21 protein-coding genes and 3 tRNA genes are annotated in these 18,486 nt (G+C 34.8%); 18 read left to right on the top strand and 6 right to left on the bottom strand.

Going from position 1 to position 18,486, the window contains the following annotated elements; all coding sequences use genetic code 11:
- Window positions 1-55 precede the first annotated feature (55 nt).
- The 14 genes from CEY12_RS19940 (at window position 56) to CEY12_RS20005 (ending at window position 9,810) form a co-directional block, all read left to right on the top strand.
- Window positions 56-679 (top strand): WbqC family protein, encoded by a 624-nt coding sequence (locus tag CEY12_RS19940; RefSeq protein ID WP_410493869.1) that lies wholly within the window; start codon window positions 56-58, stop codon window positions 677-679.
- A gap of 1 nt (window position 680) precedes the next feature.
- Complete coding sequence (locus CEY12_RS19945; protein WP_089029329.1) at window positions 681-2,363, top strand: S8 family serine peptidase; 1,683 nt, start codon at window positions 681-683, stop codon at window positions 2,361-2,363.
- A gap of 123 nt (window positions 2,364-2,486) precedes the next feature.
- A complete protein-coding gene (locus CEY12_RS19950; protein ID WP_089029330.1) occupies window positions 2,487-2,978 on the top strand; it encodes a lipocalin family protein in 492 nt (163 codons plus the stop codon).
- A gap of 25 nt (window positions 2,979-3,003) precedes the next feature.
- Window positions 3,004-3,693, top strand: a complete 690-nt coding sequence (locus tag CEY12_RS19955; RefSeq protein ID WP_089029331.1) for an OmpA family protein — start codon at window positions 3,004-3,006, stop codon at window positions 3,691-3,693.
- Window positions 3,694-3,799: 106 nt separating this feature from the next.
- Window positions 3,800-4,687 (top strand): decaprenyl-phosphate phosphoribosyltransferase, encoded by an 888-nt coding sequence (locus CEY12_RS19960; RefSeq protein WP_089029332.1) that lies wholly within the window; start codon window positions 3,800-3,802, stop codon window positions 4,685-4,687.
- Window positions 4,684-6,000: an FAD-binding oxidoreductase gene (locus tag CEY12_RS19965; protein ID WP_089029333.1), complete on the top strand. Its 1,317-nt coding sequence runs from the start codon at window positions 4,684-4,686 to the stop codon at window positions 5,998-6,000. Before CEY12_RS19960 ends, CEY12_RS19965 begins: the two co-directional genes overlap by 4 nt.
- Window positions 6,001-6,003: 3 nt before the next feature.
- The gene (locus CEY12_RS19970) at window positions 6,004-6,729 is read left to right on the top strand and encodes an SDR family NAD(P)-dependent oxidoreductase (protein WP_089029334.1); all 726 of its coding nucleotides are present in this window, start codon (window positions 6,004-6,006) and stop codon (window positions 6,727-6,729) included.
- A gap of 4 nt (window positions 6,730-6,733) precedes the next feature.
- Entirely contained in the window at window positions 6,734-7,321 is a 588-nt protein-coding gene (locus tag CEY12_RS19975; protein WP_089029335.1) for an HAD-IB family hydrolase, read from the top strand.
- Window positions 7,322-7,345: 24 nt separating this feature from the next.
- Complete coding sequence (locus CEY12_RS19980; RefSeq protein ID WP_089029947.1) at window positions 7,346-7,810, top strand: hypothetical protein; 465 nt, start codon at window positions 7,346-7,348, stop codon at window positions 7,808-7,810.
- A 1-nt stretch (window position 7,811) separates the two neighbouring features.
- Window positions 7,812-8,987 (top strand): cysteine desulfurase family protein, encoded by a 1,176-nt coding sequence (locus tag CEY12_RS19985; protein ID WP_089029336.1) that lies wholly within the window; start codon window positions 7,812-7,814, stop codon window positions 8,985-8,987.
- Window positions 8,988-9,072: 85 nt separating this feature from the next.
- Entirely contained in the window at window positions 9,073-9,390 is a 318-nt protein-coding gene (trxA, locus tag CEY12_RS19990; protein WP_034682284.1) for a thioredoxin, read from the top strand.
- Between the two features lie 132 nt (window positions 9,391-9,522).
- Window positions 9,523-9,596: transfer RNA gene (locus CEY12_RS19995), tRNA-Asp, on the top strand.
- 32 nt (window positions 9,597-9,628) lie between these two features.
- Window positions 9,629-9,702, top strand: a tRNA-Asp gene (locus CEY12_RS20000).
- A 34-nt stretch (window positions 9,703-9,736) separates the two neighbouring features.
- Window positions 9,737-9,810: transfer RNA gene (locus tag CEY12_RS20005), tRNA-Asp, on the top strand.
- 69 nt (window positions 9,811-9,879) lie between these two features.
- Here the strand turns inward: CEY12_RS20005 and CEY12_RS20010 are convergent.
- The 3 genes from CEY12_RS20010 to CEY12_RS20020 all read right to left on the bottom strand — a co-directional run bounded on the left by CEY12_RS20010 (window position 9,880) and on the right by CEY12_RS20020 (window position 12,452).
- Window positions 9,880-10,461 (bottom strand): DUF1989 domain-containing protein, encoded by a 582-nt coding sequence (locus tag CEY12_RS20010; protein ID WP_089029337.1) that lies wholly within the window; start codon window positions 10,459-10,461, stop codon window positions 9,880-9,882.
- 25 nt (window positions 10,462-10,486) lie between these two features.
- Window positions 10,487-11,239 carry a M12 family metallo-peptidase gene (locus CEY12_RS20015; protein ID WP_089029338.1) on the bottom strand — a complete coding sequence of 251 codons (753 nt, stop codon included), beginning with the start codon at window positions 11,237-11,239 and terminating at the stop codon, window positions 10,487-10,489.
- A gap of 94 nt (window positions 11,240-11,333) precedes the next feature.
- Window positions 11,334-12,452 (bottom strand): LytR/AlgR family response regulator transcription factor, encoded by a 1,119-nt coding sequence (locus CEY12_RS20020; protein ID WP_089029339.1) that lies wholly within the window; start codon window positions 12,450-12,452, stop codon window positions 11,334-11,336.
- A 175-nt stretch (window positions 12,453-12,627) separates the two neighbouring features.
- Here CEY12_RS20020 and CEY12_RS20025 point away from each other — a divergent pair, with 175 nt between their 5' ends.
- The 3 genes from CEY12_RS20025 to CEY12_RS20035 all read left to right on the top strand — a co-directional run bounded on the left by CEY12_RS20025 (window position 12,628) and on the right by CEY12_RS20035 (window position 15,223).
- Window positions 12,628-13,590 (top strand): heme-binding domain-containing protein, encoded by a 963-nt coding sequence (locus tag CEY12_RS20025; protein WP_089029340.1) that lies wholly within the window; start codon window positions 12,628-12,630, stop codon window positions 13,588-13,590.
- Window positions 13,591-13,592: 2 nt separating this feature from the next.
- Window positions 13,593-14,066, top strand: coding sequence for a cytochrome P460 family protein (locus CEY12_RS20030; protein WP_089029341.1), 474 nt, complete (start codon window positions 13,593-13,595; stop codon window positions 14,064-14,066).
- A gap of 122 nt (window positions 14,067-14,188) precedes the next feature.
- Window positions 14,189-15,223 (top strand): L,D-transpeptidase, encoded by a 1,035-nt coding sequence (locus tag CEY12_RS20035; RefSeq protein ID WP_089029342.1) that lies wholly within the window; start codon window positions 14,189-14,191, stop codon window positions 15,221-15,223.
- Here CEY12_RS20035 and CEY12_RS20040 read toward each other — a convergent pair.
- From CEY12_RS20040 to CEY12_RS20050, 3 genes are all read right to left on the bottom strand, one after another.
- The gene (locus tag CEY12_RS20040; RefSeq protein WP_089029343.1) at window positions 15,220-15,744 is read right to left on the bottom strand and encodes a hypothetical protein; all 525 of its coding nucleotides are present in this window, start codon (window positions 15,742-15,744) and stop codon (window positions 15,220-15,222) included. The two genes, CEY12_RS20035 and CEY12_RS20040, sit on opposite strands and share 4 nt — an antisense overlap.
- A 1-nt stretch (window position 15,745) precedes the next feature.
- Window positions 15,746-17,068, bottom strand: coding sequence for a PDZ domain-containing protein (locus tag CEY12_RS20045; protein WP_089029344.1), 1,323 nt, complete (start codon window positions 17,066-17,068; stop codon window positions 15,746-15,748).
- Between the two features lie 110 nt (window positions 17,069-17,178).
- Window positions 17,179-17,817, bottom strand: a complete 639-nt coding sequence (locus CEY12_RS20050) for an alpha/beta hydrolase (RefSeq protein ID WP_089029345.1) — start codon at window positions 17,815-17,817, stop codon at window positions 17,179-17,181.
- A 224-nt stretch (window positions 17,818-18,041) separates the two neighbouring features.
- Here CEY12_RS20050 and CEY12_RS20055 point away from each other — a divergent pair, with 224 nt between their 5' ends.
- On the top strand, window positions 18,042-18,476 hold the full coding sequence (locus CEY12_RS20055; RefSeq protein WP_089029948.1) for a hypothetical protein: 435 nt from the start codon (window positions 18,042-18,044) through the stop codon (window positions 18,474-18,476).
- Window positions 18,477-18,486 lie beyond the last annotated feature (10 nt).

Below are 18,486 nucleotides of genomic sequence, written 5' to 3' on the forward strand. Positions count from 1 at the left end.
TAAAATAAATTTAAAATAGAATGAAGTATTTGGAAAAATACTTCATTTTTGTATTATGAATATGAAGAATGTACTATTGCCGGTGTTCTATTTACCACCGATTTCATGGTTTTCAGTTTTTTTAAATGCTGAAAACGAAGTTACTTTTGAGCAGTTTGAAAATTTCCCCAAGCAGACCTATAGAAACAGAACTAATATTTATGGGGCTAACGGAAAACTTTCGCTAATTATCCCAATCAGTCATACAGGAAAAAGAGAATTAAAAGAAATAGAAGTTTCGAACAGGGAAGACTGGAGGAAACTTCATTGGAAATCTATTAAGACTGCTTATCAAAGTTCTCCCTATTTTGAATTTTATGAAGATAGATTAATAAAACTGTTTGAATTAAAGGAAAATAATCTTTTTGATTTTAATATAAAGGGTTTAGAGATTATACAGCAGATCTTGAAAACAGAAAAGGCATACTCTTTGAATGAAGAATATATCAAAAATCCTGAAGAAATTAATTTTAGAGAAAAATTTTCCACAAAAGTCCCTTCAGAATATGAAATGGATACGTACTATCAAACATTCTCCGATAAATTAGGATTTTTAAATGACTTATCGATTCTGGACCTTATTTGTAACAAAGGACCTGAATCTTTGACTTATATTAAAAATATTAAACAATTATACTAGCATGAAAAAGGTATTACTAGCTGCTGTCTTTTTAGCAGGCTTTAATTCTGCTTTTGCACAAAAAGCACAGACAAAGAGCGTTGACCCGAAAGAAGATAAAGACTTGATGACCTGGTATCACAAAGATTTTAGCACTACTAAAGTATATGGTATCAATACAGAAAATGCATATAAATATTTAGAATCTAAAGGACTTAAACCTAAAACGGTGGTTGTAGGTGTCTTAGATAGTGGTGTGCAGGTAGATCATCCAGGGTTGATCAAAAACATATGGTCAAACCCTAATGAAGTTCCTAATAATGGAAAGGATGATGATGGAAATGGATATGTTGATGATGTTCACGGATGGAATTTTATTGGTGGGAAAAATGGTGATGTAGATATCGATAATATGGAAGTAACCAGAGTTGTTGCAAAATATAAACCTGTATTTGAAGGGGATGATTCTACTAAGAACAAAGCCAATCAAGCTAAAATGCCTGAAGAATTTGCTATGTATATGAAGGCTAAAGAGCTTTTTGGAAAGAAAAGTATCGAGGCAAAACAAAGTCTTCAGCAATACACGATGATCAATGATCTTATTCCTAATATGGTGAAGCTTTTGGACGGAAAATCAGTAACTGCTGAAAATGTATCTGCCATAAAAGCACCAACGGACCAAAAAGATGCAATTGCCCTTAATATCCTGGGTCAGGTTGCTCAAAGCCCGGAATTTAAAGGGAAATCTTCTGCTTATTTTGAAGTGGCAATGAAGAAGGAAATGAAAGGAGCTATTGATCATTTTGCTCCTGCAGCAAAACAATACGATCTAAGCTATGATACAAGAGCTGAGATCGTTGGGGATAATTATGATGATTATGGTCAGAGAAACTATGGGAACAATCATTATCAGGGACCTGATGCAGAGCATGGAACTCACGTTGCGGGTATCATAGCGGGCTTGCCACAAGGTAAAGAGGTTCAGCATGGTGTCGCTTCAAGAGTAGCTAAAATCATGTCTGTAAGAACTGTTCCTAATGGAGACGAAAGAGATAAAGATGTGGCTAATGCTATACGATATGCTGTAGACAATGGTGCTAAAGTTTTAAATATGAGTTTTGGAAAACCAGTATCTCCAGGAAAAAATGAAGTATGGGATGCATTTAAATATGCTGAGGATAAAGGAGTTCTTCTGGTTAAAGCTGCAGGAAATGAAAATGAGGATGTTGCTGAGCATCTTGCTTACCCAACTAATTTTAAAAATATCACAGACGAAAATCCATTTGTCAATAACGTAATCGTTGTAGGTGCAAGTACAAATAGAAATAATGAATTAAGAGCAAGCTTCTCTAACTTCAATAAAAAGATGGTGAATGTTTTTGCACCTGGTGAAGAAATTTACTCTACTGTTCCTACCAGCACTTATGAATATCTACAGGGAACTTCAATGGCATCACCTGTTGTTGCGGGAGCAGCAGCTGTTTTGTTAGCATATATGCCTAATTTAAAACCGAATCAGATTATTGAAGCATTAGTGAAATCAAGTAATGCAAGTACAGAAAATGGATTTGTTGATCTTTCACAGGCTGGAGGTGTTATAGATCTTAAGAAAGCAGCTGAATATGCTTATACCAATTTCTATAATGGGAAAACTTCAGCAGTAAAAAAAGCTGCGAAATCCGTAAGAAAGACTGTTAAAAAGTAACATGTTTCACTGTATTACAGTGTATATAATAAAGAGTCCGAATTTTTCGGACTTTTTTGTTTTTATTTTTCAATTTTGGCACGGTTTTTTGTAACTTTAATGTAACAAAAAATAAACGACAAAATGAAAAAGTTACTACTTGCAGGAATGTTGGGAACATCACTTTTTGCAGTGTCTTGTTCCTCAGTGAAAAATGCACAAACATCACAAAATCAAAAATCAGACTTTTTAAAAATTAAAGGTGATTGGGAAATTGTAAGCATCGATTATGACAAAGGATTTAAGATCAAACCTTTTGATGAAGGAGCAGATGCACAATGTTTTGTAGGAAGTCATTGGAGATTAATTCCCAATAACTATACAGGATCTTATACTTTAAATGGTGGGGGATCTTGTCCCAGCGTAATGCAGCCAATTAAATTTGAAGTTAAAGGTGGAAATACTTTTATGTTCAAGAAAATTGCTGAGGGAACAAAAGCTAAACAAAATACAGTAGGATATTCTCTAAACATGATCAATCAGTCTACAGATCAGTTTTCACTTGAACAAAACGTTCCATTCGATGGAAGTACAGTAAGAGTAGTTTATAATTTCCAGAGAACTGGAATGAAATAATTAGTAATCATAAAAAATAAAAAAGATGAAATTTAATAAATCATATATCGCAGGGATTTTCCTATCGTCAACTTTATTATTAACAAGTTGTGAAGCTGTTCAGAATTCTAATCACCAACAAAGAGGTACAGCAGTAGGTGTTGCATCTGGAGCTGTTCTTGGAGGTATCTTAGGGAATAATGTAGGTAAAGGTGGAAATGGTGCTTTAGGAGCTGTATTGGGTGGTATTATCGGTGGTGTTGCTGGTAACGTTATTGGTAATAAAATGGATAAGCAGGCTAAGGAGATCAAAGAAACTTTGCCAGGGGCTCAGGTTGAAAGAGTAGGTGATGGTATTAAAGTAACAATGAATGAAAGTATCGTTAATTTTGCTTTCGATTCATCAAATCTTACTTCAACGGCTCAAACGAACTTGGATAAATTGGTACAGGTATTAGCAAACAACCCTGATACAAATATTAACATCTACGGACACACGGATAGTGTAGGTAAAGATGCTTATAATATGTCACTTTCTCAAAGAAGAGCAGATGCTGTAAAAGCTTATTTAACTGGAAAAGGAATTGCATCTGGCAGAATGTTTACTAAAGGAGAAGGTAAAAATATGCCTGTTGCAAGCAATGACACTGAAGATGGAAGAGCTAAAAACAGAAGAGTAGAGTTTGCTATTACTGCAAATGAAAAAATGATTAATGATGCTAAACAAGGGCAATAATTAATTAAAATATAAATATTTTCTTAAAAGACCGCCACGGCGGTTTTTTTTGTACTTTTATGCTACTCATCTTGAAATTACTATTTTTGCAATTGAAATAACATAAATGAAGAAATATCTTAAACTGCTACGTGTAGAGCAATGGGTCAAAAATCTATTTGTTTTTGTGCCATTATTTTTCTCGGGCAACATCAAAAACCTTGATCTCCTTTCCAAAAGTATTTTTGCTTTTATTATCTTTTCCCTCGCTGCCAGTATGGTGTACATCCTGAATGATTATAACGATATTGAAGCTGATCGGCAACATCCTGAAAAAAGAAGAAGACCTCTTGCAAGTGGAGCGGTTTCCAAGTCGAAAGCTATCGGGATTTTATTAGGATTGGTAATTATAGATATTGTACTTATTCTTTTTGCCCAATTTTATTTTGAAGAGGTGCTTTGGAAATTCGCTACAATCATAGGGTTTTATTTTGTGATGAATCTTGCTTATACCTTCAAATTAAAACATGTTCCCATTATTGATATTTTTATTATTGCTATTGGTTTTGTTTTAAGAGTGTTGGCTGGGGGGTATATCACAGGCATCAGTATTTCACAGTGGGCCATCTTACTTACCTTTGTACTTGCTTTGGTATTGGCTATAGGAAAAAGGCGAGGTGAGCTGATCAACGCACAGGTTTCCGGTAAAACGAGAAAAGCATTGGACGGCTATAATGTACAGTTTGCAGATATTGCACTTTCAATTTCTGTGACGCTGGCTATTATGTGTTATTTGATGTTTACGTTATCACCGGAAGTACAGGCAAAGTTTCATGAAAGAGTCTTTTATACTGTTATTTTTGTTGTATTTGCATTTTTAAGGTATCTTCAGCAAACATTAGTATACAACAGAACAGAGTCTCCAACAAAAATTGTATACAGGGACAGATATATACAGGTTACCTTGTTATTATGGGTTGCTACATTTTTAATTCAAATTTATTTTAAGAAATGAAGCCAAATTTTATCCAAAAAGTTACCAATTGGGGTAATTTTCCCATAGTGGAAAAAGAAATGAAGTCTGAAGACAGCTTTAAAAAAATTAAGGAATTTGTATTAAATCATAATGAAGTCATTGCAAGAGGAAATGGAAGATGTTACGGGGATGCTTCATTAGGGGAACATATATTTTCAACAAAAAAATTAAATAAATTTATCAGTTTTGACCGTTTGAACGGTATCATAGAGTGTGAATCGGGAGTTCTTCTTTCTGAAGTATTGGAGATTGCCGTCCCTCAGGGATATTTTCTATATGTAACGCCAGGAACTAAACTTGTTACCGTTGGTGGTGCTATTGCTTCAGATGTACATGGGAAAAACCATCATTCCGAAGGATGCTTTTCAGAATACGTCATTGAGTTTAAGTTAATGACAGAAAATGGTGAAATCATCACATGCTCAAGAGAGTCGAATGCAGATAAGTTTTGGGCAACTATGGGAGGAATGGGGCTTACTGGGATCATCCTCACTGCAAAGTTTAAGCTTAAAAATATCGAATCAGCCTATATCCGACAGGAAAGTATTAAAGCAGAAAACCTTGATGAGATTTTCAGGCTGTTTGAAGAAAGTGAAAGCTGGACCTATACCGTAGCATGGATCGATTGTTTGCAAAAAGGGAAGGATATCGGAAGAAGTATTCTAATGCGGGGAGAACATGCTTTTCAACATGAACTTCCTCAAAGTATGACTAAAAACCCCTTAAGACTTAAGAAAAAATTTCAACTTGTTGTTCCTTTCTATTTTCCAGGTTTTATTCTGAATGCTTTAACAGTGAAGATTTTTAATTTCCTGTACTATAAGAAACAGACTAAAAGGGAGGTTAAAGATTTTATCGACTATGAAACATTCTTTTATCCGCTGGATTTGGTGCATGACTGGAATAAGATTTATGGAAAATCAGGATTTATCCAATATCAAATGGTTATCCCCAAAAAATCAGGAAAGGAAGGAATGAAGAAGATTCTTGAAGCAATTGCAAATAGTGGAAACGGTTCATTTCTGGCTGTTTTAAAGCTTTTTGGGAAAGATAATCAGGAAGCTTATAATTCATTTCCGATAGAGGGATATACTTTAGCGTTAGATTTTAAAGTAAACTCTAAGCTTAAAAAACTTGTTGACCAGTTAGATGCAATTGTTCAGGAGTTTGGAGGACGGGTTTATTTAACCAAAGACAGTATGAGTAAATCTTCTCTGACCAATTATCTTAAAAACGTTCAAAGTTCAAAATTTGTGTCTTTACAGCACAAAAGAATCATAAATAATAAGTAGTAAATGATAGTTCTCGGAAGTACCTCTGAAGTGGCGCAGGCTTTTGTTGAAAAAGCTTTACAGGAAGGAGAAAAATATGAAAAAATCTATCTGTTTACCTCTAGTAAGGAAACTACGGAAAGATTTGCAAGGCATCTCGATGTGAAGTTTCTGCAACAGGCAGAAGTGATCGATTTGGACCTTATGAAAGAAATAGATTATACAAAATTTGACCATATCAATTCAAATGTATTATTTTGTGCAGTGGGATATATGGGTGATGGAACAGAAGAGGGATTGTATGATCATAGGAATACCGAGCGGATCATTGATATTAATTACGCAAAGCTGATTCCTTTAATGAATTATTTTGCTCAAAAATTTGAAAGCAGAAGGTCAGGAACCATTATTGGGCTATCTTCTGTAGCAGGAGATAGAGGAAGGCAAAGTAATTTTATTTATGGAAGTGCAAAAGCTGCTTTTACAGCTTATTTAAGTGGTTTAAGAAATTATCTTTTCGATAAAAAGGTACATGTAATTACGATAAAACCAGGTTTTATGGAGACCAAAATGACGGAAGGACTTCCATTGAATCCTGCACTGACAGCCAAGCCTAAACAAGCAGCTGCAGGTATTTATAATGCTTATAGAAAACAAAAGAATGTTGCCTATGTATTACCTGTCTGGGGGATTATCATGATGATCATAAGGAACATTCCAGAATTTATATTTAAAAAGTTAAAGCTCTAATAAAATGAAAAAATTGTATTGTTTTGATTTTGATGGGACAATTACCTATAAAGATACCATGTTTATGTATCTTAAGTTTTATGATTCTACAAAATATCATATACAATTTTTGAGACACGTTCCTCTTTTTATTTTATTAAAATTAAAACTTGCTGAAACGGAGAAAGTAAAAAAGAGTTTTATTGGTTCCATATTAAAAGGGCAATCGCAGGAAAAAATCGAAAGAAAAGCGAAACAGTTTTTTGAACACCATTACCCAAGAATTGTTCGCGAAAATGCACTGGACTTTATTAAAAATATAGATCGTAATAATACTCAGAGTCTATTAGTTACAGCGTCATTGGATATTTGGGTGAAGCCATTTGCTGAAGAACTTCAAATGCAGCTGATTTCTACGCGGGCAGAGTTTAAGAACGGTATTTTTACCGGAAATTTTATTGGAAAAAATTGCAACGGGAAAGAAAAACTGATACGAATTCAGGAACAAATTAATAATACAAAATACGACAAAATAATCGCTTTTGGCGATACTTCAGGAGATAAACAGATGCTTAAGTGGGCAAATGAAGGACATTATCAATTTTTTCACTAATTTTGGATGGTAAAAATGTTAAAAATGAATAAACTGTTTATTTGGTTTCTTGCTTTCTTCATGAGCTGTACCAGTGCACCATCTTCAGCATCAAATAATGCAGAGAAAAGTGGAAAAATTCTAGTTTCTGAATCTCAGGGTGGTAGTGAAACTGCCGGTTTTACTATTTTAAAAAATCAGGAAGAACTACAGAAAGTAATAAAAGGGAACTCCAGTCTTGCTGAATTGGGCAAAGAAACAACGGTGAGTTATCCTTCCTTTCCAAAAGACCAAAAAGCTGTTTTATACAATTTAGGAACATTCAGATCCGGAGATCACAAAATCACTGAAATCAAAAATCTTTCTGTGAAAGATAATGTACTGTATGTAGAAGTTCCTCAACGTGAATCGGGAGGAATGGAAATACAGGTTATATCAAATCCTTGGGTGGTTTTCACCGTTCCTTCGAATTATCAATTCAATTCCGTCGTATTAAAATATTCAAAATAAAATGAATAAAGTATATTTAGATAACGCAGCAACAACACCACTTTCTGAAGAAGTTATTGATGCAATGGTAAGCACCATGAAGATGAATTTTGGGAATCCTTCTTCTACACACAGTTTTGGACAGGATGCTAAGATCCTTATCGAAAATGTAAGAAGACAGGTGGCTGATTATCTTCATGTTACTCCCGCTGAGATTATTTTCACATCTTGTGGGACAGAGTCCAATAATATGATCATTAAATCCAGTGTAGAAAACCTTGGGGTAGAAAGAATCATTAGCTCTCCACTTGAGCATAAGTGTGTTTCTGAGAGTATCATGGATATGAAGAACAGAAAGGGAGCAGAGGTTGTTTATATCCGCCCGAATGAAAAAGGAGATATCGATCTTAATAAATTAGAAGAACTTTTAAAATCTTCCGATAAAAAGACATTAGTAAGCTTAATGCATGCTAATAATGAAATCGGAAATATTGTTGATATTAAGAAAATTGCAGAGTTATGCAAAGCAAATAATGCCCTTTATCATTCAGATACAGTGAAGACAATGGGGCATATGGAATTTGATTTTTCAGATATTCCTGTTGACTTTGCTTCTTGTAGCGCTCATAAATTTCATGGGCCAAAAGGAGTTGGTTTTGCTTTCGTAAGAAAAGCCACAGGACTGAAAGGAATAATTACCGGTGGGCCTCAGGAAAGAAGTCTTAGAGCTGGAACTGAGAATGTTGCTGGTATTGTTGGTTTAGGGAAAGCATTAGAGCTATGCATCAACAATATGAAAGCTTACGCTGACCACATAAGAGAAATTAAAGAATACGCTATCGAAAGATTATCTGCGGAAATTCCAAACGTTAAGTATAATGGACGCAGTGCAGAAATGGAGAATAGCGTTGACAGTGTTTTAAGTGTTTTGCTGCCTTATACAGATCCTTTAATAGGATTAAAACTGGATATGAAAGGAATTGCTATTTCCCAGGGAAGTGCATGCTCTTCCGGAGCCTCAAAACCCTCTATGGTGATGATGATGGTATTGTCTGAGGACGAAATGGATCATTGTACACCACTGCGTGTTTCATTTAGCCATCTTACGACGAAATCTGATATTGATGCTTTAGTCAATGCCCTGAAAGAAATTTCAGTAGATTTTGTTATAGAAAAAACAAATGTTCAGCATAGATAACCTTATTGCTGAAAAGTAGTAATTTTGATGATCCAATTAAGGATTAAAAAAACAATAGAATATTAATTTAAATAAAATAAAAAAAATGGCTTTAGAAATTACGGATAGCTCATTTCAGGAAACGGTTTTAAAATCAGATAAACCGGTATTGGTAGACTTTTGGGCAGTATGGTGTGGACCTTGTAGAACACTGGGACCAATCATTGAAGAGGTAGCAACAGATTTTGAAGGAAAAGCTGTAGTAGGAAAGGTAGATGTGGATAACAACCAGGAGATTTCTATGCAGTATGGGATCAGAAATATCCCTACAGTTCTTATTTTTAAGAATGGTGAGGTAGTAGATAAATTAGTTGGTGTAACGCCAAAAGAGGTGATCGCTGAGAAATTAAGTGCACACTTATAAAAAAAATAACTTTGATAATGAATACCTTCCGCTTTTGGAAGGTATTTTTTTAACAAATAATTTGCAGGTAATTAAAAAAGGTGTAATTTTGCAATCACAAAAAAGAAACGAGTTCTTACAAACATCAAATATGATCCGGTAGTTCAGCTGGTTAGAATGCCGCCCTGTCACGGCGGAGGTCGCGGGTTCGAGTCCCGTCCGGATCGCAATCAAATTTATTTGAAATTAAGTAACTACTGATCCGGTAGTTCAGCTGGTTAGAATGCCGCCCTGTCACGGCGGAGGTCGCGGGTTCGAGTCCCGTCCGGATCGCATATCAAATTTGATTAAAAAACTCAGGACTACTGATCCGGTAGTTCAGCTGGTTAGAATGCCGCCCTGTCACGGCGGAGGTCGCGGGTTCGAGTCCCGTCCGGATCGCAATATAAAAATGCTGTAAATTAATTTACAGCATTTTTTGTTTTTAAAAAGCTCTAAAGAAAACTGATGTTAATCTTCAATGATGACTTTTATTGAAGAACATTTTCCTCCATTGCATAATCCTTCTGATACACTACAGGCTGCGATACTTAAACAGGCATCCATTTCTGCTATCAAAATTACTTTATCGCCTGGCTTAGAGAGAGGAGCTTCAATAAATAAGGTCCCATCTGTATTGATCTTTGTGTACATGAAAAAATTCACTGGTGAAATAACCGATCTTTTGTCACGCAAATTCATATTTATATTATCAAAACAATTGGGGTGACCGTCTCCGTTATTATAGAAGAAATTATAAGTTTCCTTTCTGCAGCATGGATATAACAGGTCATGCTCACCGACATCATCAGATATAAGCCTGAACATAGGATTGTATAGATTCGTATAAATGAAGTCTCCGATCTTTAGTTTTAAAGATTCATTGCAATCAATGGTAACAGATGTAGATAGGAACTCCTTAGGATCTTCTTTTGTTTCTGCAAAAAAATCAGCGACTTGCTGCCCCTCTAAATCAATAATAGTTAATTTTTGCCCTTTTAGTATGTCTATACCTTTACCACTACAAGGATCTATTGTATATTCTTGTACCATGCCTTATTTTTATACTATTTTCATATCACTTTCCTCCATTAGCTTTGAGGTCTGCTTTGCAGTTGTTGTCTAATTGAGGAATATTGCCTCCCGTAAGAAAACTTAGAATATCTGTAGTTTCAGAAGCATAATACATCAGGCACTTTTGATTATTGCAATGATTTCCATTTGCACTATCCTTATGGTCTGACTGCATCTGTGAGCCTAAATCAACCAAGCCAATTAAATGGCCCATTTCATGTTCCAGTACTGTAGCCTCGAGTTTTGCTCTGCTTATCTGTCCGATTCCCCCGGAATTATCACGAATGGTTTTTCCGAATAAAGCGATAGAAGTATTGCGGTAAGCAATCCCTAGCGTATTAGAGCTTCCGCTATACTGCCCATTGGTGTATAGGATATTTACTGCCATCGTAGATCCGCCCGTGAATACCTTACGGTTTGCATTTTCAATCTGCCTGATATCTTCAGCAGATAAGCTGGCAGATGAGGTTCCAGAAATTTCACGCTGTGTAATGGTGATTCCGCCATTTTTTTGAAGAGTGGCCGACAAAAAGTTCTTTAGATATTCCACTGCCTGAGAATCGGGTGCATATCCGGGCATGTATTGGATTTCTATCAACAACGAAGTGTAGCGATTATTGCTTAATAAATTGTTGGCAGAAGCACCTACAGGACGGGTGTGATTGTAATCAGACGGGCCATTACTGAATTCATTATCTCCATTGCAGGAAATGACAGAAATAACCGCCAAAATCGAAAAAATGGTTTTTTTAATCATGTGTTTTTTGTGTTTATTAATCGTATTACTATACAATATTACTAAAAATAACGTGTAAAGTCATTTTTATGAAGAAGAAGTGCTATGCAGCTATTTATTGTTCAATCCACTTTTTGAATTCTGCTACTTTATTTTTACTGATAAGGATCATTTCAGAACTTTCAGGCTTTACATTCAGTTTCAGTTGGTTTTTTCCATAGATCAGAATACTTTCAATAGCCTTGATGTTAATGATGAACTGTCTGTTGGCACGGTAGAAAATTTCGGTATCTAATGTTTTAATCAATTCATCAAGACTTGAGTTGACTGTATATTGATTTCCTTTAAGAGTGGTAAGGGAAACTATATTATTGTCTAAACAGAAATAGGCAATCTCTGAGGTTTCCAAAGAGATTAGTTCATCCTTATGGTAGGTGATCATTCTTTTTTTTGAACTTTCGGTGGGGTCAGTTTCAGCTATGTTTATGTTTTGTGCTGATTCATGATATTTTTCCTGTAGGGTATTAAGCTGAGTATTGATAACGGTTAGATTATTGATCTCATTATTAAGATCGCTTATTTCGCTCTCTTTTCCAGTTTCATATTTTTTATAGATCCATCGTATCAAAACAAAACTTATCCCTAGGATAATAAAGGAAGCGGTTATGAATACTAATAAGAACTTCATGTATAAATCTGTTGTCTGTTGCTCAATACTGCTGATATTGGCATGTGAAGCAACCATCCAGTCACTTCCCTGTACCGGATATACACTTACGATCTCCGAACTGCGTTTCATCTGTTCAGGGAAATTTCGAACTCCTGAAGTGATTTGTCCGGAATTTAGAATATCTGCAAAGTCCACCTGATCTTTATTACCTGAAATAAAACCGGAGTTATTTTTGTCAATTTTCTGGCCGACAAGGGCAGGATTGGGATGACAGAGCTCAATTCCACCTCTATTATACATACAGATAAAACCAGTTTGGGTGTCTGTATTGATGATACTACTCTGTAAATTCTGAATCACGGTCTCCTTTGGAAGTCCCTGCTTAAGCTGAAGCTCTAATAATTTACCAATCTCCCGGGATTCCCGTTTTCCAGCCTCAATTTTACTGTTTAAAAGATCTTCTTTCGAGGAGGAATATAAATAACGGAAAGAAAGAAAGCTGATAAGTAAAATAACAATACTTACAGCGAAAAAGGTAATGGTATAAAGATTGATTTTTTTCATTTGATAGATCCAGGGGATTGTGAAATATTCCTTGACCAAAAATAATCATTATTCGGAAGAATATATTCGCCTTTAACGGCCAATTTTTCCCCTTTAAGGATGAGTTAGATTTGCAAAGCATTGTTTCTTAGTAATTTTGAAGTGTAATATTTAATAAACTATAAAACGATTTATAATGAAAAGAAATACTAAAATACTTGGAATCCTATTGATTGTATTTGTTTTGATTCAGTTTTTTCGTCCTGAAAAGGTTAATTATGGAGTACCTGCTCAAAACTTAGACAATGTTCCGAAAGAAGTGAATGCCATCATAAAAAATTCGTGTTTTGACTGCCACTCTTCCGAGGCTCGCTTAAAATGGTATGATCAGTTGACTCCCGCTAATTTTTTTGTCATTTCGCATATTAAAGAGGGAAGGAAGGCTCTGGATTTTTCGAAGTGGAAAACATGGCCGAAGGCGCAACAGAATTCTACGATTTATTACGCCATTAATAAAGTACTGTCAGGAGAAATGCCCTTACCAAGTTATGCTGCAATACATTCATCTGCTAAACTTAATAACGAACAGATTCAGGTTTTAAAAAAATACGCTTTATCTCTTTCTCCAAGAAAGATGACGGATAGTATTCAAGTTCAGAAGGCTGAAAAGCAATATAAGGAGTGGGTGAATAGTAATCATAAATATTCTGACATAAAACCGTCTCCAAATGGGTTACAATACATCCCAAATTACAGAGAATGGAAGGCTATAAGCACAACGGATCGGTTCGATAATGGAACAATGCGTATTATTTTCGGAAACGAGATTGCAGTGAAGGCTATTCAAACAAAACATACCAATCCATGGCCTGACGGAACCGTTTTCGCTAAAACGGCCTGGAAACAAGAGGTTCATGCGGATGGAAATATATCAACAGGAGAATTTATTCAGGTGGAATTCATGGTGAAAAATGCAGAAAAATATTCGAAAACCAAAGGATGGGGATGGGGCAGATGGAAAGGAAGTGACCTTAAACCTTATGGTGATCATTCGGATTTTGACAAAGAGTGTGTAGAATGCCATCAGCCCACGAAAAATCAGGATTATGTTTTTACATCCCCTTTATACCTTATTTCACAACTTAAAAAAATAAAATAAAAATGAAGATTATAATTTATTTAAGTCTGGTTCTGGTAGCTGTATTGTCTTGTCATTCGGATTCCAAAGAGAACCTTAATAAAGAAGCTTCTGTTCAGAAAAACGATGGGCTGGCAGAGAATCCATTACTTATGACTCCGATCACATCTTCTATTCAGCCAAAAGACAGCACAATGTCTACATTGTACGGAAATCAGATAGCTGAAAAATATGCCAAAAATAATTCGGCTTCCCAATATCCCGAAGGGGCAGTACTTTATGAAGTGACCTGGAAACAGAAGCCTGATGAGCTATGGTATGGAGCTAATGTTCCTAAGGATATTTTTTCAGTAGAGAAAATAACTTTTCAGAACAACGGAAAATGTAACTATGAAATTTATAAAGGGAATCCTCTTCAAAGACAACAAACAAATGAAAAAAATGAGATCCCACGGATAACGTTTATTACTGGTCAAAAAATGGCGGTATCCCCCTGATACAAGTCGTAGAGCTCTTATTTACTCCGTATTTTTACGGTAATTTTTATCAGCATTATGATTATTAGGTTTTAGGTCTGATATTTGCACTGAATAGGAAAAACTAAGGACCTTTTAAATTTATGAACAACATACTTGTGAAAAAATCTTTTTTATTCAGTCTAGTGCTGGTTTTATTTTTGGTTTCATGTAAAAAGGAAATTGAAAAAATTAATGATACGATAGGTAATGATACGGCGACTACAGAGGAGCCGATAGCGAAAACAGATTCTGTAAAAAAGGACTCTGTCGTCAGGAAAGAATCTGTACCTCCGGCAATGCAGGAAAATGGCTTCTATAATGCTTTTGTATTACCGAAAGATAAAAAGATGCGTGACTCCATATATTCGGTATTCAGTAAGAAATATAATGAAAGGGAGCGATACGCTATTTTAGCTTTAAACAGATTGGATTCTAAAAATAAATGGAACTCAGATACCCTGGTAGTTCCTGCGAAAATTGACACCACATTGATGTCTTATTCACCTTTTCCAATGCAGTTGGATGTATTGAGTAACGTGAAAAAATTTGTTGTTTTTTCCTATCCTATTCAGGCTTATGGAGTATATTCCAATGGGAGTCTCGTGAAATGGGGCCCAACGAGTATGGGTAAAAAAGCGGCACAAACAACAAGGGGATTAACGTTTGCAAACTGGAAAAAGAAATTATCAATTTCTACGGTAAGCAGTGAGTGGAAGCTGCCTTATAATTTCAATATCTTTAATACAGGAGGAATAGGTTGGCATCAGTATGATTTACCGGGTTATCCTGCTTCACATTCATGTTTAAGGCTATTGAAGAATGATGCTCAGTGGTTATATTCTTATGCTGATACATGGATCTTAAATCCAGGAGGAGCAACTACAAAGGCAAAAGGAACGGCTGTGATGGTTTTTGGAGATTATAAATGGGGGCATAGAAAGCCGTGGAGAAATCTTTTAGATGATCCTAATGCCAATAATATTTCTGTGGAGGAAATGAATAAGCTGATAGAACCTCATATCGAAAAAATAATAAAAGAGCAGGATAACAGAGAAAAAGTGGCAGATTCTCTTAAAGCTGCAAAGGCCATGGAAATTCAGGAACCTGCAAAGAAACCTGAGATTCTAGCACCTTAGATTTTCTTTTCAAATTGCAGGGTAGATTCTTCTGCAAATTTTCTGAGCTTCTGCATTTCATCTTTAGCTTTGCTTTGTCCAAATCTTGCAGCTGCGTAAGTAGCTGCAATACAAATCAACATCAGAAACGAAGCGTTTAAGGCCCAGGGAAACTCATAGCTTTTAATCTGCTTTTCTACATAGTACATGGTGAAAAAAGTCATCCATAGGATTGAAAATGAGAAGTAAAGGAACATAAAGAAAGTCCATACTGCTGAGCTGGGCCCAAATACTCCTCTTATCACGATATCGTCTTCCTCAGCTTCTATACGTAAAGAAAGTCTGGGTTTCCAGTAATTGTCATATTTTGTTTCGACACAGATAGTCGCGACCTCTTTATTCACATTACCTGAAAATTCACCTTTATGTTCTTTGAGATATTTGCTCAGGTTTTCAGCATACTCTTCTTTGCTTAGATGAGTAAACATTTTGAACCTTGGTCGTGTTCGTATTTTGTCTAAGGTCGTTTCTTCCGTTTTCATATTAGTCTTGATAAGGGATTGGATCTTCCAGAAAAAAGCTTAATGTCAATTCCTGATCTTTTCTTTTGATGACCATGGTAATGTTTTTTCCTTCATCAGATTTCATTAATTCTATAATGCGCTCCAGAGTCATATCGATGGTTTTTCTTCCATTAATCGTAATAATTTTATCATCTTTTTTTAAACCTGCTTTATCGGCAGGGGAATCTTTTCGAACTCCGGCAATCGAAAATAAAGGTTTTAAAACAAATTTGTATTGTAAATTATTATTAATAACTTCTACTTCACTACCCACTTTACTTTTACCCGTTTCAAGAGAAACAAAATCTTTTTCCCACGACAATCCATCCTGCTGAAAGTCGAGACCACTCATATTAAAGTGAAAAGGGTCATCATAATTTTTGTTTTTTCTAAGATATATCTTTTGGCTAGGGTAATCAAAAACTACGGTAAAACGACGAAGAATTTCTCCCCCCACGGAACCTCTTCGGTTTTCAACCAGATTTACATGCTGAATAGAAAATTCGTCAGGCATTGCAGTAAGGGGTTTCTCAAATTTAAAATCTCCAAGATAGAAATTATGAATTCTGCTTCTCTTCCCATACACATCACCATTGAATCCTCTTCCCAAAAAATCATCAATATTGGGACGGTTATAGACAAAATCCTTAATGAGTGTAGGGAAAAGCCATATAGGATCACTATTGCCCAAATCTATAAGTAATTTGGAACTTTTCTTTTCATTCGTCATTTCTACATCTGCCTCAATGTAGGGTTTGTTTTTTTCAATAGTAATAGGAAGCTCTTCAAATTTTTTGGTTTTTTTTCTAAAAAGGTCGTTATCATTATAGATCGTGATCTTTTTTGAGATATAGTCTATAGAAACAGGATGATTTTTGAAAAAATGATATCCAATAATTCCATTAACGGGTATACCAACATGTGAGGAGATATTAAAATCCTGATTGACGATGATGAAAAGGCTTAGAGAGTAGTTGATGAAACTTTTTCCTATTTTCCCGATATTATTATCAGAACGAAATCCATCTACACTAGCGTTTCCCCCTAACCCCGAAAATTTTATTTTTTCAAGTGTAGTCAGTTTTAATTCTTTATTTTCAAGACTGAATATTGAAGTTTCCGCTACTCCGGTGTCCAATAAAAAAGTGAGTTCAGCTCCATTAATATTAACGGGAATAAAGATGAGGTTATTAATTAGTTTAAAAGGAATAACAGTTTTTTTAGCATCTTTAATTTCAAAAGAGTTTTGAGCATTTATAAAAATGCTTAAACATAAAAACCAAATAAAATGCTTAAATTTCATTTACTGAATATAGTCAATTTATTGGTAATTGGAATAAAAAAACATTCTCAATTTTGAGAATGTTTATGTATTTTATAATGATTTAATTGTTATAGTTAGATTTTAATAAATTACTTTGAAAAGAAATCCATCAAATCAATATAGTTTTTTTGATTGACTCCATGTCCACTCATATATTCCCTGAAAGTAAAATAGCAACTAAGTTCATAGAGTAAATCTGCGGCTTTTCTTCCCCATTCTAAAGGAATAACCGCATCGTCTGTGCCATGCGAAACAAAAAATCTAAGCTGTTCCAGTTTCTTTTTATCCCTGACAATGTCTTCTAAGAGTTTTTCTTCAGGATAACTGCTTAAGCATGCCACACGGCTGAATAAATCAGGATATTTTAAAGCTAATGCATAGCAAAGGATTCCTCCCTGGCTAAATCCGCATAAATGAGCCCTGCTTTCAACAAGACCATAATGATTTATAATTTTAAGAATATTTTCTAAAACGGAACTGAGAGACTCTTTTGCCTGATCAATATCTATGAAATTTTCAGGATTATTAAAATCAATATCGTACCATGAAAATCCTTCAAACTGAGTTTCCATTGGAGCCCTGAAACTTATAATAAGCCAATCATTTGGAAGAGTTTCCCTAAAACTAAAAAGATCCTGTTCATTACTTCCATAGCCATGAAGCATAAAAAGAATAGGGGTTTTAGGACTAATATGTTCGGGTTCTCTTACGATATAATCTAAATTCATACTGCAAAGATAATTAATAAATCAAATTAGTAAATCTTTAAGTATGGAATCTTTGCAGGCTTAATAATAAATATAAAACAGAGATAATTACTGAAATTTAAGGCAATTTATCTTTTTGCTGATTTGATATTGTTTGGAATTTTTTGTTGAAAGTTTTTCATGAAAGTTATTTTTATATTGATAAAAAACCTATATTTGAAACATTAAAAAATCTATTTGGAGAAATGAAGCAATTTTACAAATCAAAAAGTTTATTTAAACTCTCTTTCTTATTCATCGTATTATTCTCGGCAATTTCTGTTCTCAATTCTTGTAAAAAAGATGACGACGATGAGGAATTTAAAGATCACATTATTCAGTTTGAAGTGAAAGGTACTACCAATGTAGTGTCAAAAACCATTGTAACTCAGGTTGGAACGACATCAAATACAATGTATAATACCGTATTGACTCCACTTCCTTTGCCTTGGACAAGTGGTGAGTTTTTTGTGAACTCCAGCCAGGCTCAGTTAAACCTTTCCGCTAATGCTGATATGCCGAACGATGATTCTAAACTGACGGTTACGATCTGGATTGATGGAGAAATTTCTGAAACCAAAACTGTTACAGGTAAAGGAGTTTTAAGTGTAGCTGTTTTTCATAACTTCTTAGAATTATAAAAAAATCAAA

The sequence above is a fragment of the Chryseobacterium sp. T16E-39 genome, from assembly GCF_002216065.1.
Taxonomy (GTDB): Bacteria; Bacteroidota; Bacteroidia; order Flavobacteriales; family Weeksellaceae; genus Chryseobacterium.